Annotated in this window: 29 protein-coding genes; 17 read left to right on the top strand and 12 right to left on the bottom strand. The window is 69.6% G+C overall.

Going from position 1 to position 23,665, the window contains the following annotated elements; genetic code table 11:
- Positions 1–107: 107 nt before the first annotated feature.
- The gene (locus tag AB0K05_RS29905; protein ID WP_364233737.1) at positions 108–509 is read right to left on the bottom strand and encodes a hypothetical protein; all 402 of its coding nucleotides are present in this window, start codon (positions 507–509) and stop codon (positions 108–110) included.
- 153 nt (positions 510–662) lie between these two features.
- On the opposite strand from AB0K05_RS29905, the gene AB0K05_RS29900 reads away from it, so the two are divergent.
- The 6 genes from AB0K05_RS29900 (at position 663) to AB0K05_RS29875 (ending at position 4,773) form a co-directional block, all read left to right on the top strand.
- A complete protein-coding gene (locus AB0K05_RS29900; protein ID WP_364233522.1) occupies positions 663–1,550 on the top strand; it encodes a phosphorothioated DNA-binding restriction endonuclease in 888 nt (295 codons plus the stop codon).
- Between the two features lie 42 nt (positions 1,551–1,592).
- Positions 1,593–2,039 (top strand): hypothetical protein, encoded by a 447-nt coding sequence (locus AB0K05_RS29895; protein ID WP_364233520.1) that lies wholly within the window; start codon positions 1,593–1,595, stop codon positions 2,037–2,039.
- 190 nt (positions 2,040–2,229) lie between these two features.
- Positions 2,230–2,607 (top strand): hypothetical protein, encoded by a 378-nt coding sequence (locus AB0K05_RS29890; RefSeq protein ID WP_364233517.1) that lies wholly within the window; start codon positions 2,230–2,232, stop codon positions 2,605–2,607.
- A complete protein-coding gene (locus AB0K05_RS29885; protein ID WP_364233514.1) occupies positions 2,604–3,158 on the top strand; it encodes a hypothetical protein in 555 nt (184 codons plus the stop codon). Before AB0K05_RS29890 ends, AB0K05_RS29885 begins: the two co-directional genes overlap by 4 nt.
- A 467-nt stretch (positions 3,159–3,625) precedes the next feature.
- Positions 3,626–4,360, top strand: coding sequence for an SDR family oxidoreductase (locus tag AB0K05_RS29880; RefSeq protein ID WP_364233511.1), 735 nt, complete (start codon positions 3,626–3,628; stop codon positions 4,358–4,360).
- A gap of 5 nt (positions 4,361–4,365) precedes the next feature.
- Positions 4,366–4,773 carry a cupin domain-containing protein gene (locus AB0K05_RS29875; RefSeq protein WP_364233508.1) on the top strand — a complete coding sequence of 136 codons (408 nt, stop codon included), beginning with the start codon at positions 4,366–4,368 and terminating at the stop codon, positions 4,771–4,773.
- Here the strand turns inward: AB0K05_RS29875 and AB0K05_RS29870 are convergent.
- Both AB0K05_RS29870 and AB0K05_RS29865 read right to left on the bottom strand, forming a co-directional pair.
- Positions 4,770–5,138, bottom strand: a complete 369-nt coding sequence (locus tag AB0K05_RS29870) for an SgcJ/EcaC family oxidoreductase (RefSeq protein ID WP_364233506.1) — start codon at positions 5,136–5,138, stop codon at positions 4,770–4,772. The genes AB0K05_RS29875 and AB0K05_RS29870 overlap by 4 nt on opposite strands.
- 69 nt (positions 5,139–5,207) lie before the next feature.
- A complete protein-coding gene (locus AB0K05_RS29865; RefSeq protein WP_364233504.1) occupies positions 5,208–5,819 on the bottom strand; it encodes a dihydrofolate reductase family protein in 612 nt (203 codons plus the stop codon).
- A gap of 215 nt (positions 5,820–6,034) precedes the next feature.
- On the opposite strand from AB0K05_RS29865, the gene AB0K05_RS29860 reads away from it, so the two are divergent.
- From AB0K05_RS29860 to AB0K05_RS29850, 3 genes are all read left to right on the top strand, one after another.
- On the top strand, positions 6,035–6,547 hold the full coding sequence (locus AB0K05_RS29860; RefSeq protein WP_364233501.1) for a hypothetical protein: 513 nt from the start codon (positions 6,035–6,037) through the stop codon (positions 6,545–6,547).
- An 88-nt stretch (positions 6,548–6,635) separates the two neighbouring features.
- Positions 6,636–7,538: a LysR family transcriptional regulator gene (locus tag AB0K05_RS29855; protein ID WP_364233498.1), complete on the top strand. Its 903-nt coding sequence runs from the start codon at positions 6,636–6,638 to the stop codon at positions 7,536–7,538.
- Positions 7,539–7,586: 48 nt separating this feature from the next.
- On the top strand, positions 7,587–8,006 hold the full coding sequence (locus AB0K05_RS29850; RefSeq protein WP_148035021.1) for a hypothetical protein: 420 nt from the start codon (positions 7,587–7,589) through the stop codon (positions 8,004–8,006).
- Here the strand turns inward: AB0K05_RS29850 and AB0K05_RS29845 are convergent.
- From AB0K05_RS29845 to AB0K05_RS29835, 3 genes are read right to left on the bottom strand one after another with little or no spacing between them, the layout of a single operon-like run.
- Positions 7,956–8,612 (bottom strand): TetR family transcriptional regulator, encoded by a 657-nt coding sequence (locus AB0K05_RS29845; RefSeq protein ID WP_364233496.1) that lies wholly within the window; start codon positions 8,610–8,612, stop codon positions 7,956–7,958. The two genes, AB0K05_RS29850 and AB0K05_RS29845, sit on opposite strands and share 51 nt — an antisense overlap.
- Complete coding sequence (locus AB0K05_RS29840; RefSeq protein ID WP_364233494.1) at positions 8,609–9,895, bottom strand: cytochrome P450; 1,287 nt, start codon at positions 9,893–9,895, stop codon at positions 8,609–8,611. The genes AB0K05_RS29845 and AB0K05_RS29840 overlap by 4 nt, the downstream gene beginning before the upstream one ends.
- A 47-nt stretch (positions 9,896–9,942) precedes the next feature.
- Entirely contained in the window at positions 9,943–10,716 is a 774-nt protein-coding gene (locus tag AB0K05_RS29835; RefSeq protein WP_364233492.1) for an LLM class flavin-dependent oxidoreductase, read from the bottom strand.
- A gap of 51 nt (positions 10,717–10,767) precedes the next feature.
- Here AB0K05_RS29835 and AB0K05_RS29830 point away from each other — a divergent pair, with 51 nt between their 5' ends.
- Complete coding sequence (locus AB0K05_RS29830; protein ID WP_364233490.1) at positions 10,768–11,175, top strand: hypothetical protein; 408 nt, start codon at positions 10,768–10,770, stop codon at positions 11,173–11,175.
- Between the two features lie 253 nt (positions 11,176–11,428).
- On the opposite strand, the gene AB0K05_RS29825 is transcribed toward AB0K05_RS29830, so the two are convergent.
- Entirely contained in the window at positions 11,429–11,560 is a 132-nt protein-coding gene (locus AB0K05_RS29825) for a hypothetical protein (RefSeq protein ID WP_364233488.1), read from the bottom strand.
- Between the two features lie 196 nt (positions 11,561–11,756).
- Here AB0K05_RS29825 and AB0K05_RS29820 point away from each other — a divergent pair, with 196 nt between their 5' ends.
- The gene (locus AB0K05_RS29820; RefSeq protein ID WP_364233486.1) at positions 11,757–14,258 is read left to right on the top strand and encodes a polysaccharide lyase family 8 super-sandwich domain-containing protein; all 2,502 of its coding nucleotides are present in this window, start codon (positions 11,757–11,759) and stop codon (positions 14,256–14,258) included.
- Positions 14,259–14,316: 58 nt separating this feature from the next.
- The gene (locus AB0K05_RS29815; protein ID WP_271276135.1) at positions 14,317–14,946 is read left to right on the top strand and encodes a restriction endonuclease; all 630 of its coding nucleotides are present in this window, start codon (positions 14,317–14,319) and stop codon (positions 14,944–14,946) included.
- Between the two features lie 270 nt (positions 14,947–15,216).
- Here the strand turns inward: AB0K05_RS29815 and AB0K05_RS29810 are convergent, their stop codons facing one another.
- From AB0K05_RS29810 to AB0K05_RS29800, 3 genes are read right to left on the bottom strand one after another with little or no spacing between them, the layout of a single operon-like run.
- A complete protein-coding gene (locus AB0K05_RS29810) occupies positions 15,217–15,783 on the bottom strand; it encodes a hypothetical protein (protein WP_271276134.1) in 567 nt (188 codons plus the stop codon).
- 37 nt (positions 15,784–15,820) lie between these two features.
- Positions 15,821–16,006 carry a multicopper oxidase domain-containing protein gene (locus AB0K05_RS29805; RefSeq protein WP_364233482.1) on the bottom strand — a complete coding sequence of 62 codons (186 nt, stop codon included), beginning with the start codon at positions 16,004–16,006 and terminating at the stop codon, positions 15,821–15,823.
- A complete protein-coding gene (locus AB0K05_RS29800) occupies positions 15,925–16,212 on the bottom strand; it encodes a multicopper oxidase domain-containing protein (RefSeq protein WP_148035014.1) in 288 nt (95 codons plus the stop codon). The genes AB0K05_RS29805 and AB0K05_RS29800 overlap by 82 nt, the downstream gene beginning before the upstream one ends.
- A gap of 441 nt (positions 16,213–16,653) precedes the next feature.
- On the opposite strand from AB0K05_RS29800, the gene AB0K05_RS29795 reads away from it, so the two are divergent.
- The 3 genes from AB0K05_RS29795 (at position 16,654) to AB0K05_RS29785 (ending at position 18,968) form a co-directional block, all read left to right on the top strand.
- Complete coding sequence (locus AB0K05_RS29795; RefSeq protein ID WP_148035013.1) at positions 16,654–17,073, top strand: DoxX family protein; 420 nt, start codon at positions 16,654–16,656, stop codon at positions 17,071–17,073.
- 152 nt (positions 17,074–17,225) lie between these two features.
- On the top strand, positions 17,226–18,278 hold the full coding sequence (locus AB0K05_RS29790) for a hypothetical protein (RefSeq protein ID WP_364233479.1): 1,053 nt from the start codon (positions 17,226–17,228) through the stop codon (positions 18,276–18,278).
- Positions 18,279–18,389: 111 nt separating this feature from the next.
- Positions 18,390–18,968, top strand: coding sequence for a dihydrofolate reductase family protein (locus AB0K05_RS29785; RefSeq protein WP_271276132.1), 579 nt, complete (start codon positions 18,390–18,392; stop codon positions 18,966–18,968).
- Positions 18,969–19,031: 63 nt separating this feature from the next.
- Here the strand turns inward: AB0K05_RS29785 and AB0K05_RS29780 are convergent, their stop codons facing one another.
- Both AB0K05_RS29780 and AB0K05_RS29775 read right to left on the bottom strand, forming a co-directional pair.
- Entirely contained in the window at positions 19,032–21,083 is a 2,052-nt protein-coding gene (locus tag AB0K05_RS29780) for a multicopper oxidase family protein (protein WP_364233476.1), read from the bottom strand.
- 11 nt (positions 21,084–21,094) lie between these two features.
- Positions 21,095–21,508 carry a DUF6220 domain-containing protein gene (locus AB0K05_RS29775; protein WP_364233473.1) on the bottom strand — a complete coding sequence of 138 codons (414 nt, stop codon included), beginning with the start codon at positions 21,506–21,508 and terminating at the stop codon, positions 21,095–21,097.
- A gap of 163 nt (positions 21,509–21,671) precedes the next feature.
- Here AB0K05_RS29775 and AB0K05_RS29770 point away from each other — a divergent pair, with 163 nt between their 5' ends.
- Together AB0K05_RS29770 and AB0K05_RS29765 are read left to right on the top strand one after the other, a co-directional pair.
- Entirely contained in the window at positions 21,672–22,922 is a 1,251-nt protein-coding gene (locus tag AB0K05_RS29770; protein ID WP_271276129.1) for a sensor histidine kinase, read from the top strand.
- Positions 22,919–23,596, top strand: a complete 678-nt coding sequence (locus tag AB0K05_RS29765; protein ID WP_271276128.1) for a response regulator transcription factor — start codon at positions 22,919–22,921, stop codon at positions 23,594–23,596. Before AB0K05_RS29770 ends, AB0K05_RS29765 begins: the two co-directional genes overlap by 4 nt.
- Positions 23,597–23,665 lie beyond the last annotated feature (69 nt).

The following is a 23,665-nucleotide window of genomic DNA, read 5'->3' as shown; positions in this document are numbered from 1 at the left end:
CAGGAACCCAGCCGGGGCCGGATGCGGTCAAACCGGACCACATCCCCTGGCATGCCCGCCAGGTCCTCCGCACCCTCGCCCGTGCTGAGAGCGGTTTGGCAGTACCTCTAGCCGCCCTGGGTGAAGATGCTCTTCGCCTTCGAGCACGACCCGGTGGGCTGCTTGGCGGTGCCCCGGCAGACCTGGATCTTGATCTGCAGCACGTACCCGTAGCTCCTGCGGAAGGTCCCGACCCCGGGCTTGCAGTAGTAGAAGCCGTGGGTCTTCCAGCGTCCGTTCTTCGCACTCTGGGCGCGGACGATCACCCAGGAGCAGGCCTTGCCGGGGACGTCCCGCACGTTGCCGGAGACGACGAACCCGGACTGGCCCACCGTCACCTTGCCCCAGGCGCTGGCCTTGGCGTCAGCGGAGTACACGGTCCCCCATTTCCAGGACGTGCGGTCGGCGGCGGCCGGGGAGGCCAAGGTGAGGGGGAGGGCCAGGGCGGCGAGGAAGGCGAGCAGGCGCATGAGGGAACTCCGGGATGGTACGTGACGTGATCACTTCTAGAGATAGGCCGTCCGCCTTGCGATCCGCTTGAAGCCGACTGTGATCAACCCACCAGCCCGGCGAGCAGATCTGCTGACCTCCAACAACCGGAAGATCGCCCTACACTGACGATCGTGGACTGGATCGAGCGGGTCGCCGAGATCCGGCGCTGGACCAGAGGCGGCGAACGCGCGCCGCACAAACCGCTCCTCCTCCTGTATGCCCTGGGCCGGTTCCAACGCCACGGCAACCGGCCGATCCCCTTCAGCGCCGCGGAGGCCGAGCTCAAGACCCTGCTCAAGGAGTACGGCCCGCCCCGCGACACCAGCCCCGGCTACCCGTTCCACCACCTGACCAGCGACGGCCTCTGGCTGGTCGAGACCCTGCACGGCCCGGGCAGCCCCGGCCCCGAACTCGGCAGGCTACGCGACAGCCAGGCCGCCGGCCGCCTCCACCCCGACCTGGCCCGCGCCCTGTCCGAGGAACCCGGACTGCTGGGACGGATCGCCCGCTACCTCCTCGACGCCAACTTCGCCCCGTCCCTGCACACCGACCTCTGCATGCTGGCCGGCCTGGACCTGGAGACGGCGGAGACCACCGCCGAGGTCAGGAAGCCACCGCCGGTCCGCCGCGGCCCCGGGTTCCGCGATCAGGTGCTGATGGCGTACGAGTACTGCTGCGCGTTCTGCGCGTACGACGGCTGGCTGGACGGCACAGCGGTGGGCCTCGACGCGGCGCACGTCCGCTGGTGGGCCTTCGACGGCCCGGACGACCTGGCCAACGGCCTGTGCCTGTGCGCCATCCACCACAAACTGTTCGACAAGGGCGTCCTCGGACTGACGCAGGACCGGACCATCACCGTCTCGGCCAGATACGTGGGCCGCTCGCAGGCATCCCGCGACATGGTCCTCTCCCTGGCCGGACGCCCGGCCCGAGAACCCCAGCCGGGCCTGGACACGGTCAAACCAGACCACATCGGCTGGCACGCCCGCCAGGTCTTCCGCACGCCCGCCCGCGGGTGATCGAACCGAACGAACCCCCGGCCCGACCCGTCATATTCGGATATGAAGCCATTTGCTGTGGCGAGTGCGTGGCTGACCGCGTTCCTCCTGGTCATCCCGATGGCGGGCCTGGCCGTGGCGGTCGCGCCGCTGGACACGGCCGCGCATTTCCTGGCGTGGTACCTGGTGCTGCTGGCACTGGCCTACATCCTGGGCCTGATCCTCCTCGCGCTGATCGGCCTCTCGCCCGCCTGGCTGCGGGCGCTCGTCACAGCGGTGCTGATGTACGTGGTCGCGCTCGTCATGCCGCTCACCAGCGCCATGGCGAGCTTCCCGATCCACGTGATCAGGTGCGGCGGGCTGCCGCTCGTCGCCTCGGACTTCGCCGCCGGCTATAACTACCGGATGCCCGGCAGCGACTACTACATAGTGACCCCGCTGGACAGCCGCTTCTTCTGCACCGAGGACGAGGCCCGCGCCGCCAGATACCACCTATGGCCAGAGTCTTAACCGCATCCGGTTGAAAGCGGCTGTGGTCGACGCATCAGACCGGCGAGAAGCGAGCGGAACTGCCGCTTCAGAGCCACCCAGCTACACGCAGCGTTACGATGAGCGTCGTTCAACCAGGAAGAGACGCGCGCTCGGCGATGCAGCCCTGGCCGCCCTCTGATCGCAGTCGGGAAGTGCGAAGATGGTCGTCATGAGCATGAAACGGCAGGGCGAAGTCTTGAACGAACTGGCCGAGGCCATCAGGCGCATGCGCATTCCAGACTCTCCCAGCATCCAGCAGGCTTCGGTCGAGCCGTATCTGGACGCCGATGGCGAGGCGGCACTCAAAGCCCTCATCATTGTCGACGACTCGGGCGAGGAGCAAGGATGGTCGGCCGAATTCACTCATGCGCTGCGAAGGCAAGTGAATAGACTTGCTGCCGAACGGCACATCGATGAGCACGTGTACGTCACACTGTTCACTCGAGAAGAGTTCGAAGCCCGGGAAGACGTGGACGAGTCGGTGGAAGGCAACAGCACGAGCACCATTGACCAGACCCTGATCCGGGACCAACAGGACAGGCCGTGAGGCGAGATTTCAAGGCAGACGACTATCTCCATCTAGCCGATACCCTCGCGGGTCGTACCGCAGGGCGCGGCCGTCCTCGGACCGCCTACCTGAGGCGTGCCACCTCAACTGCCTACTACGCGCTCTTCCATGAGCTTGTCCAGCATGGCGCACGACGCGCGGCGAGGAACGGGCCGCGCGAGCATCAGCAGGCCATCGGTCGCTGGTATGCCCACGGCAACTTCAAGAAGGCCGCCCGATGGGTGGAGGACATTGCGGCAGGCCGCACGCCACCCAACCCCGTCCGGCTCCTTCTGATCGATCCCCTCACCGGGAGCGCGCCAGCGGATTTGGAAGTGCTGGCCAGCGCGTTCAACGAGCTTCTGGAAGCTCGGCACGGTGCGGATTACGACCCGGTCTTCGATGCAACCCGTCTGGGTACTCTCGGTCACATCAACACGGCTCGTTCCGGCATCGAGGCCATTAGGCGAATGGACAAGGCCGACCTTCATCAGTTCGACATGTTCCTCCTGCTCGCTCTCGGTGGCGACCGCATGATCAAGAACAGCTAGGCAAGCAAGATCCGGAGCCCTCGGTGTCATAAGGCGCGAAACTCCAGGACCACAAAGATGTCAGGCGGCGACCCGGGTGAGAAAGCCTCGCAGCTCGGGGTCCACCGCGTAGATCACCGTGCCGCGCATGCCCAGCGTTCGAGCTCTGCACAGCCGCCGGCCTGTGGTTCGTCCGGCGCCTCCCCGCCAAGGGACTTGGAGACATCGTGGAAAGCACCTGGACGTCCGCCCACGCGGCCGAGGAACGGTGGCTGCAGATGGTGACCGGCCGCGCCTGGTGACGCAAGCGGGCCGACGAACCCCCACGCCGGCGACGGTTGCTGAAAGTTTGCCGCCCTGTACGTGGCAGCAGAGACAGCACGAGGGACGCTCAAAGACGAGGTCCACAAGCGACTCAGGCCAGGAAGCCGTCCTGTCCTGCACCAGCAGCCACGAGGCCAAGGGCACCTCGCAGGGAAAGGTCAGGAATGAAGATCGTCGTAGTAGGCGGTACCGGTCTGATCGGTTCGAAGCTCGTGGCCAAGCTGGACGAGCGTGGCCACGAGGCAGTGGCGGCATCCCCGAGCACCGGGGTGAACGCCGTCACCGGCGAAGGCCTGGCCGAAGCGCTGGAGGGCGCGTCCGTGGTGGTCGACGTGTCGAAGTCCGCCTCCTTCGAGGAGGCGGCCGTGCGGGAGTACTTCGAGACCTCCACCCGCAACCTGCTCGCCGCGGAGGCCGACGCAGGCGTCGGTCACCATGTCGTGCTGTCGATAGTGGGCGCGGACCGCCCGCCGGCGCGCCCGTACTTCCAGGCGAAGGCCGCTCAGGAGAAGCTGGTCGAGGAGTCGTCGATCCCGTTCTCGCTCGTACGCGCCACCCAGTTCTTCGAGTTCGTCCCGAGCATCGCCGACGAGGCCACGGACGGCGGCAAGGTGCGGATGGCGCCGGTGCTCTTCCAGCCCATCGCGGGTGACGACGTCGCGCGGGCGGTGGGCCGGGTCGCGGTGGGGGAGCCGACGAACGGCAGGGTCGATGTGGCGGGACCCGAGCAGGTCCGGATGGACGAGTTCTTCCGGGAGGCGCTCGCCTCCTGGGGTGATCCGCGTGAGGTGGTCACCGACCCGCACGCGCTCTACTTCGGCGCCGAGCTGCGCGAGAGGTCGCTGGTGCCTGATGACGGCGCCACCCTCGGCGAGATCCGCTACAGAGACTGGAGATAGGTCCCATGTCCGAGGTCAAGCCCGCCTGGCAGACGGCGCTCACCTTGCTGCAGGAGGTCGAGCCGCCCTTCATCCCGGAGGGTGCGCACGTGATGACCGTGGTCCTGGAGTTCCCGCCCGGTGACCCCGGCACGCCGCCGCACCGGCACTCCGGCCCGGCGTTCGGCTACGTGCTGGAAGGCGAGATGCTGTTCGAGCTGGAAGGCCAGCCGGAGCGGGTCCTGCGGGCCGGTGAGGTGTTCTGGGAGCCGGGCGGCGACGTCATCCACTACCAGGACGGCAACCACCGCGACGACATCCGGCTCCGCTTCACCGTCACCATGCTGTGTGAACCCGGCAAGCCGATGCTGACGCTGGTGGACGACGAAGAGCTCGCCCAGCGTCAGGACCGCCGCGCCCCTCGCCCGTCCTAGGAGCGGCCCGGCGGCACGAATTCGGGCTGGTCGAGCACCCGCAGCCAGCTCCCGTCGGCCTGACGCCGGACCACCTGCGCGCGAGCGCCGGAGCCGTCCCTGGGCGGCGTCGAGGTCAGGGCGATGTCGCCGCTGATCAACGTGGGCAGCGGCTCCTCCGGCGAGAACCGGGGACGCCCGGCCAGCACTTTCGACCACAGCTCGCGGATCGCCTCCCGCCCCACGGTCTGGCTCCCCGGCGGGTAGGCCAGCACCGCGTCCTCCTCGTACAGATCAGCGACCCCGGCCGCGTCCCCGGCGTTGGACCGCTCGACGAACAGCCGGGTGATGTCTTCAGGTCGCATGGCCTTCTCGTATGCGCTCATGCCTCCAGCATCCCCATCCAACCCGTCAGAAGTCCAACAGCTGGTTCCGCTTGAAGCCAAAACCAGCACTTATGAAACGCGGCTCATGTCCCCTGTCTCGGGTGTGCCCTCGGCGAGCCCGTAGCGCAGGTAGACGGTTCCCTTCGGGCCGGCTGTCGGCGGTTCGAGGAGTGTGACGTTCGTGGGCACCGCGCCGCCGTCGAAGACCTTCTTGCCGACGCCGAGCACGATGGGGTGCACCCAGAGGTCGAGACGGTCGAAAAGCTTCTCGCGCAGGAGGGTCTGCACCAGGTTCAGGCTCCCGACGACCTTCACGTGCTCGTGCCGGTCGCGGATCTCGCGCACCGCGCCGGCCAGGTCCGGGCCGAGCCGCGTGGAACCGGCCCACGAGAGGTCGGGCGTGCCGCGGGAGGCCACGTACTTCGGGACGCTGTTGAACAGCGTGGCGATCTCGCCCTCCTGGTGCGGCCAGTAGGCGGCGAAGATGTCGTAGGTCCGCCGGCCGAGCAGGAGCGCGTCCGTGCCCTCGTACGCGGCGGAGACCTGCGCCCCTGAGGCCTCGTCCAGCAGGGGCGCCTGCCAGCCGCCGAACGAGAACCCCACCGGGTCCTCGCCGGGGCTGCCCGGCGACTGCCCGACGAGGTCGAGGGTGGCGAACAGTTCGATGTGGATGAGGCCCATGCCCTTACTCCCGATGCGGTGGTTGTCTGGGTCGAGAGGTAGACCTCTGGGCGCCGGCGGACTCATCGCTGCGCATCGCGTCCGATGTCCTCCTCGACGGGGGCGGTGAGCAGGAAGTCGGGCGCCCAGCGTCGAGGGTCACGACGGCCTTGACCGTTTCGCACGGCCCAGTGGTTTCCAAGTGAGTCGCAAACCCATCACTCCACAGTGACACCATGCCCTCTCGTTCCGACGCCTCCGGCGAGTCGATGTTCACCATGGTCGTCCTGGTCGTCGCCACGATGGTCGCGGCGGTGGGATGGACCCTGACGGCCACTGTCCCCGCACTGGTCGACATCGGATTGGCGACCGGTCTCACCGGCGCTCCGGGAACCTTGACCGTTCAGGAGTGCCATGACGTGGAGTCCAGCAGGTATGGCAGGCAGGTGTGCACGGGCGACTTCGTGTACGCGGCCACCGGCGACAAGGTGGCGGCGGTCGGCGCCTTCTCCTGGGGCGAGCCTGGCCGCGTCTATCCTGCTCAAATCACCAGCGGGGGTGACCGGGCCGGATTCCGGGGAGTGCAGGGCGCTCTGGCAGCGCTTCCCCACGTCTCCATCGACTTGATCTTCATCACCGCGGCGGGGATGGCCCTGAGGCTTCGGGCCTTCCGCTTGCGCAACGCGGCAGCGGTCGCCGCAGTGGGACTCGTGGGGATCATCGTCGGCGTCGTCGCGAGATGGTTCTGAGGGCCAGGGTGCCGTCTTCGGGGCGCTGTTGAACAGGCCATTTTAGAAGCCCATCAGATAGTCCTCGTCGAAACTAGAATCAATGCTTATGGAACTCCGGCAGCTCGAGTACTTCATCGCCGTCGCCGAAGAGCGCAACTTCACCAGAGCCGCCGAGCGCGTCCACATCAGCCAGTCCGGCGTCAGCGCCCAGATCCGCCAGCTCGAACGCGAGCTCGGCGCCGAGCTCTTCGAAAGGCACACCCGCACCGTCACCCTCACCGTCGCCGGCAAGGCCGCGCTCGAACACGCCCGCGCCGCGCTCGCCGCCTCCAATGCCGTCAAGCAGGCAGTGGGGGAGGTGACCGACCTGATCCGGGGGAGGCTCGTCGTCGGCATGGTCATCGGCTGTACGGTCACGCCGCTGTTCGACGCCCTCGCCGCCTTCCACCGGGCGCACCCGGGAGTGGAGATCTCGCTGCTGGAGGGCAACTCCGACCGGCTCGCCGAGAGCGTACGAACCGGGACGATCGACCTGGCCCTCATCGGGACGGAGACCGGCGAGCACGACGGGCTCCACACGCTGACGATCATCAGTGAACGCCTCGTCGCGGCGGTCTCGCCCGGCCATCCCCTCGCGGGCCGGGAACGGGTCACCCTGGACGAGCTGACCGCGTACCCGATCGTCTGCATGCCGGAGGGCACCGGGCTGCGGGCCGTGTTCGACCGGGCCTGCGCCGCGAGAGACCGCCGGCCGGTGATCGCGTTCCAGGCCAGTGCCGGGGACGCCGTCGCCGACCTGGCCGCGCGGGGGCTCGGCGTCGGCATCCTCAGCGAGTCGATGGCCGCGCACCACCGCGACCGGCTCGCCGCCCGCGTCATCGACGACGTCGAGGCTCCCGCCCGGCTCGCCCTCGTCTGGAAGAACACCCACAGCCCGGCCGTACGGGAGGCGCTGGCGCATGGCCGGAAGGCCTTCGCCGTTAAGCCGGGCGATAACGCCGGTCATTAGCGTGCTGGTGAAACCGGGGGAACGGCCCCGGCGCACCCGAGGAGCACCATGCGCAGAAGAGCCGGCCTGATCCTGCTGTCGACCCTCACCGCCCTCACGGTGGCGACCCCCGCCCAGGCGCACGCAGCCGCGGGCTGGCAGTGCTGGGCGAACTCCTACCAGAACGACGGCGACGCCGGCGGGAGGTCGGCCTACACCCAGTTCCTCTACAACAACAGCACGACCAACCAGGTGAAGGGCAACTTCTACGCCCTGGACGAGCGCATGACGCTCAAGAACGGCACCTCGTACCCCGTGATCCTCCGCCTCTTCAACGCCCGGACGGGAGCCCAGATCGGATACCTGAGCGCCGCGGCGAACTCGCCGAACAAGATCAAGGACCTCGACCTGGCCGAAGACATCCCCGTCAAGCTCGAACTAACCATGAACCGCTTCCACGTCTGCACCGCCACCGGCGCCATCACCTGAGCAGGGACGGTCCAGACCGGCGGCGAGTTCGGCGATCACCAGGTCGACCTGCCGCCCCAGCACCTCGGCGGACGGTTCCCGCCCCGCCTCCAGCCACTGGTTCACCACGATCCGCAGCGCCGCGTGCACGGCCGCCGCGCACACCGTCGGGTAGACGGAGTCCTCAGGGACATCGACACGTTCGGCGATCGCTGAAGCCAGCGCCTTCTCCTGGGCGGCGAGCATGGCGAGCTGCTGCGGTACGAGCGACGGCGTCCGGTGGATCAGCCTGACCACCGCCAGGTAGTCGCGGTTGGCGGCGTCACTCTCGTTCAGGATCACCAGCACCGCCTCACGGAAGGCCCGCAGAACGGATTCCGTACGAGGCCGCGCCCGGAACTCGGCGATGAGCGCCTCCGCGGCCGAGGACACGGTGGCCACCACCGCCTCCTCCTTGCTGGAGAAGTAGTTGAAGAAGGTGCGCAGCGCGATGTCGGCCTCGTCGGCGATCCGCTCGACGGTGACGTTCTCGAGCCCGTCGCGGATCGCCAGCCGCAGCGCGGCCTCCTTCAGGGCGGCGCGGGTGGCCTGTTTCTTCCGCTCACGCCGCCCCGGAAGCGTCGTCATGACCAGGTCACAGGTAGCGAGTGGACGCCGAAGATCAGCATCTCGTTCCGTACCGGGATCTTCTCGGCCGGCACGGCCAGGCGCAGGCCCGGCAGGCGGGTGATCAGCTCGCGCAGGCCGATCTGCATCTCGACGCGGGCGAGCTGCTGGCCGAGGCACTGGTGGACGCCGTGACCGAAGGCGAGGTGCGGGGTGCGGGGGCGCCGCACGTCGAGCCGGTCGGGGTCGGGCCAGTGCTGGGCGTCGCGGTTGACCTCGGGGGTGGCGATCACGACCGTGGCGCCGGCGGGGATGTCGACGCCGCCCAGCGTGACGGGCTCGGTCGTGACCCGGTTGACGCCGAGCTGGATGATCGACAGGTGGCGGAGCAGCTCCTCGACCGCGTTGTCGATCAGGGAGGGGTCGGCGCGCAGCGCGGCGAGCTGGTCGGGGTTCTCCAGCAGAGCGAACGCGCTCAGGCTCAGCTGGTTGGCGGTCGTCTCGTGGCCCGCGCCGAGCAGGACGAGCGCGACGTCGACGAGCTGGGCGTCGGTGAGCGGCGGGTCGGCGTCGTGGACGAGCCCGGACAGCAGGTCGTCGGCCGGGTGGGCGCGCTTGTGGGCGACCAGGCGCTGCATGAACCCGTACAGCTCGGCCCCGGACAGCGCCCGCCGCTCGGGGTCGGCGCTGCTGTCGAGCGCCACGGAGGTGTGCTCCTGGAACTCGGCCCGGTCGGCGTAGTCGACGCCGAGCAGCTCGCAGATCACCAGCGACGGCAGCGGCAGCGCGAACGCCGGCACCAGGTCGGCCTCGTCGCCGGCCGCCTTCATCGCCTCGATGTGCTCGACGGCGATCTCGGTGACCCGCGACTCCAGCGCCTTCATCCGCCGCACGGTGAACTGGCCGGTCAGCAGCCGCCGCAGCCGGGTGTGCTCGGGCGGGTCCATGAAGACGAAGAACCCGTCCTCGCGGGTCGCGGGCGGTTCGGGGGTGGTGGGCGCGTCCACCTCGTGCGGCTGCATCGACGTGGCGTCGCGGTGGCGCATCTTGTCGGCGCTGAACCGCGGATCGGACAGTACGGTGCGCGCCTCCTCGAAGCCGGTCACCAGCCACGCCTGCGCGCCGTTGCGCAGCGGCAGCGGCTGCACCGCCCCCTGACCGCGCCGCTCGCGCAGACCGGGCGGCGGGTCGAACGGGCACTGCCCGCGCTCCAGCATGTCCGGGGGGATGATCTGGCGCATCGCCGTGGGGCTGGAGCTCGGCGACTCTTCGGGCGTCGCGGTCTGCGCGGTGTCGGCGCTCATGTACGCATCCTGTCTAGAGGGGACAGGTCAAACATACACAACGCGCATCAATGCGTGTCATGCAAGATTTTGCGAACCTCCGCCAGCAGCTCGACCTGCGTCCGCCAGTCCCCGCCCGCTATCCCGACCACCGCGTGCCGCGCCCCCGCCTCCCGGTAGGCGGCCAGCCTCTCGGCGGCCTCCTCCGGACGGCCGGTCAGCGGGATGTCGATCACCTCCTCCACGGGACGCCCGTAGGCGCCGCCGATGCCTGACGCGATCTCCTCACGGGAAGGGACCCCCGTGCCCAGGGCGCAGGTCCCCCCGATCGCGACGACCGGCGCGGGCCTGCCGTGCTCCGCTGCCAGCTCGGCGAGCCGCGCCGCGCCCTCGGCCAGCTGAGCGGGGGAGATCAGGGAGGGGAACCAGCCGTCCCCCAGCCGCGCGGCCCGCCGGATCGCCGTCATGGACGCGTTCCCGACCCAGACCGGGGGCATCGGCACGGACGGCGCCAGCTCGACGGCCGCGCCCTCGACCTCGGTCCGCTCACCCGCCAGCAGGCGCGGGAGGAGCCGCAGCGCGCTGTCGGTACGGGGCCCGCGCTCGGCGTAGGGCACCCCGGCGGCGGCCCACTGCCCGAGGCCGCCACCCGAACCGACCCCGAGCACCAGCCGGCCGCCCGACACGTACTGGAGCGTCGCGACCTGCTTGGCGGCCCAGGCGAGGTGGTCACCGTGCCACACGCCGTCCAGCCCGGCGTCCTCGGCGTGCCGCGCCGCCTCCCGCAGGTCGATGCCCACACTGACTCCGGGCAGGATGACGCCGATCTCGAAGCTGTTCATCCTCGTACGGTGCAACCTCAAGTTCGGTTGACGTCAAGTATCGTCGCCCTTGTGGCGCGTTTCCTCTGCTTCGCCTGCCGTCGCCCGATCACCCTGCCGGTCCGCAGGATCCCCCTGCCGCCGGCGCACTACACCGCCATCGCCGGCGCGACCATGCCCACCGACCGCATCCAGCCCCCGCGGATGCCGCGCGGCACGTACGCGGCCAACCACCGGCCCGAGGAGTTCTCCGGCGAACCGCCCGGCCTGGTGATCCACCCGGACGACGCCGTCGGCATGCTCCTGCATCCGGACCGGTCCCGGGTCGGCGGCTGCTGCGGGATCAGCGAGATCGACGGCCCCAACCTCGTCTGCGCGGGCTGCGGCACGGACCTCGCCACCCACCAGGCCGACTGCTACGGGCAGAACCAGATCACCCTGGTGGCGGACGCCGTCATCCTGTCGCACGTGGACGACTGACCATCAGCGCTCACAGGCCCGTGAGTCGTGATCTCCCGCCTTCTCCAGGGCCTGCGACGAGCTCGCTCGCGGTTCGCCTTCCCAGCCACAGACACAGACACAGACCGGAACGTACCCCTCGCGGCTCCGCTCCTCCGCCCAGCCGAGAGCGCCGCCACACCGCCGAAAGCCACGGCCGCCACACCCCACACCATGTGGACGGTCCGCGGAACGAGCTCCAGGACGGTGGGAACGATCACGATGACAGCCGTGATCACACGCTCGCGAGGACGCGGGGCGTGAACACCTGATGCCGCAGCGGCCGGGTGACGAGCATGACCGCGATGCCGGTCACGAGCAGACCGCCCGCGGCCAGAGCGAGCCGGGGACGCCTGTCCAGGATCATCGCTCCTCCTCCCCCCGATCTTCACCGGTCCCCGCCACCGTGTCCACTTTCAACCCTGGGCGGGCGATCTGTAGAGGTCCTCGGCCCCCACCAGGACGTGAAAGATTTCTTCATCGATAAACCACGAGATGGCTATGGATTCCAACGCGATGAGTGTGGATCATGTGAGGAGCCCCCGACAGCCCGGAGTCAAGCCGTGCCGCATCTGTCTCGCCGCCAGGCCCTCTCCCTCCTCCCCGCCGCCGGCCTCCTCGCCGTAGCCTCTCCCGTGCGCGCCGCCGCGTCCGGCGCCGACCACGCCCGGCTGCTCGCCAACACCGTGGCCATGCTCGCCGGCACCTCCGACAGCAACACCCGACCCGAGGTCGCCGCCAAGCTCGCCGCCATCCTCAGGACCGCCAGGCAGCGCCTCACCGCCATGGACCAGGCAGGCGACGGCGAGCTGTTCGCCGGCCTCACGCTCGGCGCCGACGACGCCGCACTCCGCCAGGCCTTCCAGTTCCTGTACGAGATCGCGCTCGCCACCCGCACCCCCGGCGGCGAACTCGACGGCGACGCCACCGTCCAGCGGCGCGTCGTCGAGGGACTCCAATGGCTGCACGAGCGCCACTTCGGCGACCAGGCGGCGGGCTACTACGGCAACTGGCACAACTGGGAGATCGGCATCCCCACCCACGTCAGCCGGACCCTGGTCCTGCTCGCCGACCTCTTACGTGACGAACGCCCCGCTCTGACGTCCACGTACCTCGCCACGATGGACGCCTACCTCCGCAACGGCAAGGACGGCGACGTCGACCTCGACTCCCGCTTCCACACCGGCGCCAACCTCGCCGACATCACCGCCAACCGCATCCTCCAGGGCGCCCTCACCGCCGACGACGCCCGCGTCGCCAAGGCCATCGCCGACCAGGCCACCGTCTTCGCCACCATCGACCCGTACGATCTGCGGCACGGCGTCACCGACGGCTACTACGAGGACGGCTCCTTCATCCAGCACCACTCGGTCGCCTACACCGGCTCGTACGGGCGCATCCTGCTGACCCGCGTCGTCCAGACCCTCAAGACGCTCGAAGGCGCGACCACCGGGTCAGGGCTGGGGGAGGTGGTCTACAGGTGGATCACCGACGGCTTCGCCCCGCTCATCTTCGAGGGCTGGATGATGGAGATCGTCAAGGGGCGCGCGGTCTCCCGTACCAACACCGGGTACGCGGACGTCGGGATCATCGTGGAGGCCATCGCCGACCTGGCGGACCACGTCGGCGGGGACAGCGCGCTGGCGTTGAAGAAGTACGTCAAGCACCTGCCTGCCGCCGACACGGGGTCGTTCGTCTCTCCGGTCAGCATCGCCCGTTACTCGGCCATCCGCTCTGACGACGCCATCCCGGCCGCCGACCTGAACCCGCCTTCGCGGTCCGTGGCCTTCAACGCCATGGACCGGGCCGTGCACCGGCGGCCCGGGTACGCGTTCGCGCTGGCGCGGAGTTCGGAGCGGATCAGCAAGTACGAGTACATGAACGGGGAGAACCTCATGCCCTGGTTCCAGGGGGATGGGGCTTACTACCTCTATCTGGCGGGCGAGGACCAGCGGGAGGTGTTCGGGGTCGACTACTTCACGGCCGTCTCCCCGTACCGGCTGGCCGGCGTCACCGCGCCGGTGGAGGAGCGGCGGACGGTGCCGGAGCTGTACGGGCGCTTCTGGTACGAGAACCCGGGGCATCCGCTGAACTTCACCTCGTCGTCGGAGTCGCAGAACACGTACGTGTACTTCCCGCGTGGCGAGAACGCGTTCTCCGGCGGGGTGACGTCCGGGGTGTACGGGGCGGCCGGTTTCGTGCAGTCCGATGACGCGGCCTATACGGCGAAGCAGGAGGGGGTTCTGCCCGAGGATTTCGTGGCTTATCGGAATGCCCGGGCCACCAAGTCGTGGTTCATGCTCGACGACGAGATCGTGGTGCTGGCGGCGGGGGTCGCCGGGCAGGGCGGGCGTGACGCGGTGACGACCGTGGACAGCCGCATCGCCGCTCCCGGTGACGCGGTCGCCGTCACCGGCGAACGCTGGCAGGGGGGAGCCTGGCGGGCGGGTGACACCACGCCGCCCCGCTGGCTGCGCTACGCCAACGGCACCCGCGGCACCGCCGTCGGCTACGCCTTCCTCACCAGGCAGCCCGTCACCGCCGGGCTGGAGACGGTGACCCGCAGCCGCAGAGTCGTCCGTACGAGCAACCCCGACACCAGCGTCACCAAGAACGTCTTCACCGCGTCGGTCGCCCATCCCGCGGGCGGTCAAGTTCCCGAGCTTGCCTACGCTCTGGTGCCCGGCGCGACCGAGGCGGGGTTGCGTGGGTACGCGCGTGGGACGGTGCGCGTGCTGGCCAACGACCGGCACGTCCAGGCGATCGAGCACAAGGGGCTCGGGATCGTGGCGGCCAACGTCTTCTCGGACGGGCCGCGTCTCGCCGGGCGGATGCTGGTCGACGGGCCCGCTTCGGTGATCGTGCGGTCGGGTGAGCGTACGGTGGTCGCGCTGTCGGACCCGACGATGCGGCGGGACCGGGTCAGCGTCGTGCTCCACGGGCCGCGTCTACGGGTCGACTCGACGGACGAGGGGGTCAAGGTGCGGCGGGTGCCGGGCGGGATGCTGATCCAGGCGACGACCCGCCACGCCCACGGCCGCGGTTTCACGGCGACGTTGCGCTGACGATTTGTCGGTCCTCTCGCTCACACTTGCCTTCGGGACCACTCATCGAGGAGGCACCATGGCGAGGGGCTCCAAGGTACGAAAGAGGAAGCGGGTAACGGCGGCGGTTTGCGTCGCGGGCGTCGCGGTCGTGTGGTTCGCCGCCGAACACCCCGGCTGGGCCCTGGGGATCACCTGCCTGCTCGGCGTGTTACTCGCCGGCGGACTCGTTCTCCGGCAGCGCATGATCCGGGCAGAGAGACAGCGCTTCCTGGCCGCCAACGTCGAGCTGGAGAAGGTCGACCGGATGTCGGGGCCCGAGTTCGAGCACCTTGTCGCCGAACGGATGATCGCCGACGGGTTCCGCCAGGTCCGTCAGCGCGGCGGTGCCGGTGACCGCGGGGTGGACATCACAGCCCTCGCTCCGGGCCACGGCCGCTACGCCATCCAGTGCAAGCGCTACGGCAAGCCGGTCGGCGCCCGCGACGTACGCGACTTCCTCGGCGCGCTGGCCAACACCTTCGCGGGCCACACCGGCGTCCTGGTCACCTCCGCCGGTCTCACCAAGCAGGCCAGGCTCGAAGCCCTGGGCGCGCGGGAGCCGCTCATCCTGGTCGAACGCGACCGGCTCGCGGACTGGCTGCTGGGCACGGTCTCGCTCTTGCCGGCGAGATCCGCCGGGATGCTGACGGAGGAGGAAGCCACATGAGCACGCCCGCAGATCCTCCGGGCCACCCTGGTAGGCACGTTGTCGCCGGGCCGAGGCGGAGCGCGGACATGTTGCTAACACGGATGTTACTAACATTGATGTTAGTAACTTGATAGTCCGGTGCACTCCGGGGAGGCTGCCAATCTCGATGAGATGTGAAGATCCTCGGAAACTGATGGAGCCGTCCAGCTCGGTCGTTCAAGACGGCGGTGTCGAGATTCCTGGAGCACTACGGTGCGCCGCGCCGGCGGTGGGCTTGGAGTCGTGCCGCTACCCGCAGGTGTCGCATACGCCCGTCGCGGGAAGCTGCATGAAGCAGCGGGAGCAGACCCGCGGAGGCTTCTCGGAGTGTGCTCGCCGACGATCGACGGCCGCTTGATATCGAGGGGCGAGCGCGGGAACGCCGCCATCCGGGGGCAAGATCGCGCCGAAGTGCCGATAGCACTCCAACCTCGAGCGAGCGGCGTGCAGCTCGCGATCTAAGGCGTTGCCCACCGGCGGTTCGCCGGCGACCTCGAGCACTTCTTTGTAGCCCTCGCCCACCATGCCGTCATCGGTGTGTACCACCAGCGCCGTGAGCGGCGGGTCGCCGCGGCGGTGAGCTTCCCGCAGCACCTCGCTCAGGACGCGGCCGATCCAGTTATGGAGTAACGCCCTGGTACGGATCCCCGAGGTCTCCTGAATCCTGTCGGCGAGTTCCTTGTAGGTGATGACCGCGCGATACGTGCGCGCCACGTCCACGAGCAGGGGATACGCCTCACGGGCCCAGATCTCCCGGGCCTTCGCCGCCGTCACGGGAGTGCCGTCGGCCACGTGCCAATAGCCAGGTTGCGACATGCCTCGTCCCTTGGGTCGTCGTGCGTTCATCCAGGGCCTACCGAACCGGCATGGGTCTCAACCCTGACGGGTGATGATGGGCCGTGATCGTGCGGGACACCTGGTGCTCCGTGCCCGGTTCCACGATCACGAACTGGCCCATCATCCCCGAGTCCTCGTGCCGCAGGATGTGGCAGTGGTACATGTACGGCGTCGCCGGGTCCGTGAACGTCCCGAACCGCACCGCCAGCCGCGCCGTGCTCTTCGGCGGCTGGCGGGCAGGCGCATGCCGTGCCAGTGCACGGTGCTGGTCTCGGCCAGGCGGTTGGTGACCGTCATGCGGACCTCGTCGCCGCGCGCCGCCCGGATCGTCGGGCCGAGGTGAGGGCCGTTGAAGCCCCAGGTCTCGGCCGGTCTGCCCGGCAGGAGCTCGGTACGGCCGCGCCGCATCGTCAGTGCGAAGGTCCGCGTCCCGTCCTCGCCGATCTCGCGTTCGAGCAGGGGTGGTACGCGGAAGGCGGCCGGATCGCTCGCGGGGGCGGAAGCGCGACCAGAGCGCCGCGGACCATGTGCATGTCCTCCGCGAGCAGAACCCGGATCATCGATCGCCCCCACTCCGCTTTCGCCCGACTTCTACCACCTCGTGAGGTCGTCACTGTGGATCATGAAACTTTCATGGTCGGTGAGGGGGAGTCGTGTAGTTGAAATTTTCATCTTCTACGAGGTCGCGGTTGTGGTGTTCCGCCTTGTGGGGCGCGTGGCAGCCGACGGCGGGATCTCCCGCGGGAGGCGCGGCGTTGACGGGCGGGTTCCGTACAGAGACCCTTTGGGAGCGCTCCCAAAGCGTCCCGGAGAACGGCACCAGCAACCCTTCGTCGAAAGGACACCTCTGTGGAATCGCTGGTCAAGGACCAAGGGCTGTTCCTGGCCCTGTACCGGATCGTGATAGGCCTGCTGTTCGCCTGTCACGGCGTGGCGACGCTCTTCGACGTGCTGGGCGGGCCCCACGGCCAGGTGCCCGGCGTCGGGCAGTGGCCGGACTGGTGGGCGGCCGTCATCCAGCTGATCGGCGGCGTCCTCGTCCTCCTCGGGCTGGCCACCCGCGCCGCCGCCGTCGTCTGCTCGGGCACCATGGCCTACGCCTACTTCGTCGTCCACCAGCCGCAGGCGCTGTTCCCGATCGAGAACGGCGGCGAGAAGGCCGCGCTCTTCTGCTGGGGCTTCCTGCTCGTCGCCGCACTCGGGCCCGGCCGCTGGGCGCTGTCCTCGGCGCTCATGCCTTCTCGTGCGCTCGCGGGAAACCGGAGCTGACGGCGAACGGTCAGGACGTGCCGAAGTGGAGCGAGCCGCGCATCTCGCCGGCTTGGATGACGAATTCGGGTTCGGCGACCGGAACGCGGCGGGTCATGAAAGCATCGCGCTGACCGGCGACGAAGCCGTCCCCTCCACATGAAGGAGCCGCCATGCTGGCTCGCGGGCTGATCTGCTTGTTCGTGCTCGCCGGTTCGCTCCTGCCGGCGCCCGCGCACGCCGCCGCCGGGTGGGAACCAGGGGCGGCCCAGCAGGTCTACGATCCGAAGGGCAAGCTCTACGCGTACGCTCCCGCCGCGATCGAACAGGGCGCCACCGAGCACTATTGGACCTGTCACAACACCACCGACGGCAAGATCAAGGACGACATCTGGCACACTCGCCGGTCCGGCGGGAAGATCGTCGGCGACCGGCGGGTCATCGCCTCCGGTGGCACCGGCTGGGACAAGTACCACAACTGCGACCCCGCCGTCGTCGCGGTCACCGCTCGATATCAGGGCGTCACGTACGGCTACGCGATGTTCTACCTGGGCAACGACGTGAACGCCAGCGCCCACAACCAGATCGGCGTGGCCTTCGCCAAGACCCTCGACGGGCCGTGGGTGAAGTATCCGAAGCCCGTCGTGGCGTTCCCCTTCGACGACCCCGCCGCGTGGGGCGCCGGCCAGCCCGCGGTCACCGCCGTCGATCCCGCCGCCGGCCGGCTGCTGCTGTTCTACACCGCGGGCGGTCCCGGCGGGACTCGGGCCTACCGTCGCGACATCACCCTGGCCGACATGTCCGCCCCCGTGGTCGGCCCCGCCGTCGAGGTCACCAGGGCCGGGCTGACCGGGACCGACGGGAAGCCCGACGTGCTCAACAACTTCGACGTCGCCTATGACCCCTCCCGTGACCGCTTCTACGCCGTACGTGAGCAGCACCCGTACCCGACCGTCGCCCCGAAGCAGATCGGCGCCTCGCTCCAGGTGGCCAGCATCGACGGCGCGTCCATCTGGAACGGCGGCGGCTCCTGGCGCGTCGAGGGCGTCATCGACCCCGCGCTCACCGGTCTGCCCCGCAACCACAACGCCGGCATCGTGCGTACCGTCTACGGCACGCTGCCCGACAGCGGATCGCTCACGGTCATCTTCACCGAGAGTTGCGCGGGGACGTGCGCCTCGCTGTGGAGCTACGACCTGTGGCGCGTCACCGGCACACTGACCTGACGTCCGGGGCGAGCCGGCTGACGAGATTTTCCCGGTGCGGTGTCTGTTCCGGCGGTGTGCGTTCGACGCATGGGTGAAAGGACGAAATAGTCACACACCCTGGGAGATCTCATGAGCACCGTGGTCATGCACAACGTCGTGTCGGTGGACGGTTTCATCGCCGACGTCGCCGATGAGGTAGGCCCGCTGTTCGAGTGGTACGGCAACGGCGACGTCCCGCTCGTCGAAGGCGGCGCGATGAAGGTCTCGCGGGCCTCGGCCGCGTACGTCAAGCCGATCTGGGCCGGCATCGGGGCGATGGTGATCGGCCGTCACCTGTTCGACATCACGAACGGCTGGGAGGGACGCCCGCCGGCCGGCGAGCACGTGGTCGTGGTGTCGCACCGGCCCAGGCCCGAGGGCTGGCACCCGGAGGCGTCCTACCACTTCGTCGACGACGTGGCGCGGGCGGTCGCCAAGGCGAGGGAGCTCGCGGGGGAGCGCACGGTCGCCGTGGCGGCGGGCGACGTCGGCGGGCAGGCGTTGACCCTCGGGCTGGTGGACGAGGTGGCGATGGACGTCGTGCCGGTGGTCTTCGGCTCGGGCAAGCGCTACTTCGGCTCGGTCGACGCTCAGCATCTGCTGGAGGACCCGCACGTGGTGATCCAGGGCGACCGGGTGCTCCACCTGGCCTACCGGGTCCGCCGATGAGCGGGTGATGTCGTATCCGGGCCCTACGAACCTCCCTCCTGGGACTGTGCAAGACGCAAACGGTCATCCATGCGCGTGTCCCGGGCCGGTGGCGTGCATGCCACCGAACGGCGACGTGACGCCGTCGTAACGCACCTGCAGCATCATCCCCTGATGCGCGTGCGGCAGGTTGTGGCAGTGGTTCATCCAGATGCCCGGGTTCGAGGCCAGGAACGCGACCTCCCACACCTCCCCAGGCCTGACGTCGAAGGTGTCCACCCACAGCGGACTGCCCGACGCCGGCTTGCCGTCCCTGGACAGGATGAGCACCGGATGGCCGTGCAGATGCCAGGGGTGGGTCTCCAGGCTCCGGTTGACGACGGTGAACCGGACGACGTCACCCTCAGCGATCAGTTGGTCGGGGATAGAGGGGTGCCCGCGGCCGTTGACGGTGTGCGCGTACGCCGGCACACCGTCGACCATGGCCAGCCCGCGATCGAGGACCATCGTGAAGTGCCGGTCGGCGGCATCGACCCGCAGCGCGACAGGCGCCGGCGTCCCGTACGTGAGCAGGTCGAGCTCGGGCCAGCCGCCGATGTCCTGGGTGGCGAGTCCAGTGTCGGAAGCACCGCCGGAAGCGCCGTCGGGAACGCCGGCTTCGGGCCGCAGCCACACGGTCGCGGTCCCGTCGTCGAGCGCGAGCGCCACGGAGGTGTCCGGCATGACGAACACCAGGTCAAAGCGCCCGCCTGCGGGCAGATACAGCGCCTGGCGGCTGATCTCGCCGGGCCCCACGAGGTCGCGGCCGTCGACGGCGACCAGCCGGAACGAGGTGCCCGCCAGCGTGTACCGGTGCGGGTCGGAGTCGGTGTTGATGAGCCGCAGCCGTACGGACGTGCCGGGCGGCGCCAGGTGCTCGTCGCCGCCGGCGATCGTGACGGTGCCGTCGAAGGTGTGAGCAGGCAACGTCAGATCAAGCTCTCCGGCGTCCGGCTCGTGGGGTTTCACGACGAGGGTGCCGTAGAGGCCCCGTTGCACCCCGATGTGGGACGCGTGATGGGTGTGGTACCAGTACGTCCCTACCTGATCGGCGCGAAACCGGTAGACGAACTCGCCGCCGCGCCCCACGACTTCCTGGGTGACGCCCGCCGCGCCGTCCTGCGAGCACGGCACGTCGTAGCCGTGCCAGTGCAGGGTGACCCCCTCGTCGATGTCGTGGTTGACCAGTTTGACCTCGATGAGATCGCCCTGAGTGGCCGTGATCGCCGGACCGGGCAGGGTGCCGTCGAAGGTCCACGCGTCGAAGTCGCGTCCGTTGGCCAGGCGCACGGTGGCCTTCCTGGCGGTCAGGACGTGCGCGCGACGGACTCCACCCGGAGCTGGGGTGACGGGGCCTCGCAGATCTGTCACCGGCACGGTCGTACGCGCCGCCGGCCCGGGCCCGCCACCGTTCACCGGCGCCGTACCGTGCCGCACCGACAACCCGATACCCGCCCCGACCGCGCCGGCCACCGCCAAACCACCTGCGACGCCAAGAAGCCGCCGCCGCGAAATCTCCGCCGCTCTCTCCATGGGGACCGTGTCCCGGTTTTCCGCGAGGTCCCTTTCCGGGTGGTTGAGCACGCGGGCGGTGAGCAGCGACGCCGCCGGCACCAGTGCGACCGCGATCAGTGCGACGCCGAGGGTCAGGGGATAGCCGACGAGGAAGGTCAGCACGAAGCCGGCCAATGCGGCGTAAGCGGTGGTGAGCAGCGCGATGACGCTCACCGTGTCGAGGTCCCCGGCACGCGCCCCGCGCTCGGGCGTCTTCAGAGGCGCGTCCGGAGGCGCTTCCGGCTCACCCGTCCCGGCACGCGGGCGCCATCCCTGAGCCCTGGCCGACGCGAGCAGCCGGGGGCCGGCGATCGCCGCTGCGGCCAGGGCGGCCAGGGTGAGGAGCGGGAGGCCGAGCAGGACCTTTTCCTGGACGAACCACCAGCCGCGAGCGGCCAGCAGCATCACCGGGACCACCCTGGCCGCGGTCACCACCAGCGCCACGACCAGGAGGGCGAGCGCCGTGCGGGGCCGTCGCAGGGACGCCGTGACGCCTGCCGCTAACCAGGCCATGACGCCCAGCAGCGCGACTGCGTGATCCAAAATGATAAGAGTCATGACACGAGCCGGTCCGTTTTGGCCGGTTCCAACGTCTGCCGTGACCGCCGGAGGACCGACTCGGCCACGCCCATGATGAACAGCGCGTTGAGCGCGTGCAGGCCGAAGACGAGTGGCCCGGCGGTCGAGCCGTCGCCGATCGCCTTGGCGATCTCGCGGATCAGCACCTGCACGATCACCAGCCCGACGACCAGCCCGGCCCGCCCGATGAGCTGCCCCGGCATCCGGGCGACGGCGCCGATGATCGTGGCCAGCACCGCCAGGACGAGCATCGAGTACCCGAGCAGGCGGTGCGGCGCGAAGGCCTCCTCCGTGGGCGCGCTGTCGAACGCGCCGACGGCGGCCAGGAAGAACTGCGCGACGATGGCGAGCATCAGCAGTGCCGCCAGCCCGGTGAAGAGTTTTCTCATACTGGGGATCGTCACGCCGGGCAGGGCGGGCGCGCTTCCGACGAGGGATGACGCCGACTACGTCAATACGCGTACGAAGAACGGGCCCGCTACGCCCTTCGTCGTACCTTGATCACGCACCGGAGCGGGATCCCGAAGCCAGTCAAAGTTGTACGATCAAGACATGGGTCTGCGAGCGCTGCCGCAGCTGACGTCCGCCTGGGTCTCGCGCCGGTCGCCCTGGTTATCGGACGTGCTACTGGCGCTGTTCGTCGCCGTGGTCCAGATCCAGGGCGCACTGGTGCATTTCGAGGGGGTCGCGGACTTCACGACGTTCAAGCCGATCGCCAGGCAACTGGACGACTTCGGGAACGCGGGCTACGTCCTGCTGATCGTCGGCGGCCTGGCGCTGGCCGCCCGCCACCGGTGGCCCGTCGCGGTGTTCGCGGTCGTGGCCCTGGCCAACGCCGTCTACTACAGTCTCGGCTTCCCCGACCAGCTGTCCAGCCTCGCCCTCTTCATCGCCCTGTACACGCTCGCCGCCTACGGCGACGGCCGCCGGTCGCTGCAGGTCGCCGCCGGGGGCATCACCGTGCTCGGCGTCGTCTGGCTGGTCGCCGCGGCGGACATCGAGCCGCGGGTGGCGGTCGGCTGGGTCTTCTTCCGGATCGGCGCCTCGGTGATCAGTACGACCCTGGGCGAGTCCGTACGGTCCCGCCGGGTCATCGCGGCCGACGCGCAGGAGCGGGCGGAGCTGGCCGAACGTTCCAGGGAGGAAGAGGCCAGGGCGCGGGTCGACGCCGAGCGGCTGCGCATCGCCCGCGAGGTCCACGACACCGTCGCCCACGCCATCGCCATCATCAACGTGCAGTCCGGTGTCACCGCCCATGTGCTGGACAAGCGGCCTGAGCAGGCCCGCGAGGCGCTGCGCACGATCGAGCAGACCAGTTCGCGGGCGCTGCGCGAGATGCGGGCCATCCTCGGCGTCCTGCGCGACGGCGACGAACGCGAGCCGTACCCCGGCCTCGACGAGATCCACGAGCTCACCGGCAAGGCCCGCGACGCGGGGCTGGAGATCAGCCTCGAGCAGAGCTCGCCGATCACGCCGCTGCCGAGCGCGGTGGGCAGCGCCGCGTACCGCATCGTGCAGGAGTCGATCACGAACGTGGTCCGCCACGTCGGCCCGACCCGGGTGACGGTGGTGCTCGAACCCGGGCTCGACGCCCTGCGGATCCGGGTGACCGACGAGGGCCGGCGCGAGTCTTCGCACGTGCCGGCCCGCGCCGGCGGCTCGCCGTCGTCCGGCCGCGGGATCAGCGGGATGCGCGAGCGCTGCCTGCTGCTCGGCGGCGAGCTCGACGCGCGGTCGCGGCCAGGCGGCGGGTTCGAGGTCAGCGCCCGCCTGCCGCTCTCCCCTGTCGGGTCGCGCTCGTGACCGGCACGTTACCGATCAAGGTGCTGCTCGCCGACGACGAACGCCTGGTCCGCTCCGGTTTCAAGGTGCTGCTCGACTTGGAGGACGACATCGCGGTGGTCGGTGAGGCCACCAACGGCGCGGAGGCCGTCGAGCTGGCCCGCGCCACCCGCCCCGACGTCGTGCTCATGGACATCCGCATGCCCCGGCTGGACGGGATCCGCGCGACCGGCCAGATCGCCGAGACCAACGGGCTGGAGCAGGTCAAGGTGCTCATCCTGACCACGTACGACACCGACGACAACGTCTTCGAGGCGCTGCAGGCGGGGGCTAGCGGCTTCCTGCTCAAGGACGCGGGCCCCGCCGAACTGCTGCACGCCATCCGGGTGATCGCCGCCGGCGACGCGCTGCTCGCGCCCCGGGTGACCCGTCGGCTCATCAGCCAGTTCACGGCGCGGCGCCGGGCGGCCAAGTCCGGGGAGGACCGGCTCGCCGTGCTGACCGAGCGTGAGCGCGAGGTGCTCGCGCAGGTGGGACAGGGCATGAGCAACGAGGAGATCAGTGCCGCGCTGTTCCTCAGCCCGGCCACCGCGCGTACCCACGTCAGCCGCATCATGGGAAAGCTGGGGGCGCGCGACCGCGCGCAACTGGTCGTGATCGCCTACCAGACAGGGCTCTGCGACTCTCATGAGTAAGCGCCCGTGCACAAACCGATCGCTCGTGCGGGAGGAGGCGGTGCGCATCGCCGAAGCCGTGGCGACGGA

This window comes from Nonomuraea sp. NPDC049486 (genome assembly GCF_040676925.1).
Lineage (GTDB): Bacteria > Actinomycetota > Actinomycetes > Streptosporangiales > Streptosporangiaceae > Nonomuraea > Nonomuraea ferruginea.
This window is presented reverse-complemented; position numbering and strand designations above follow the sequence as displayed.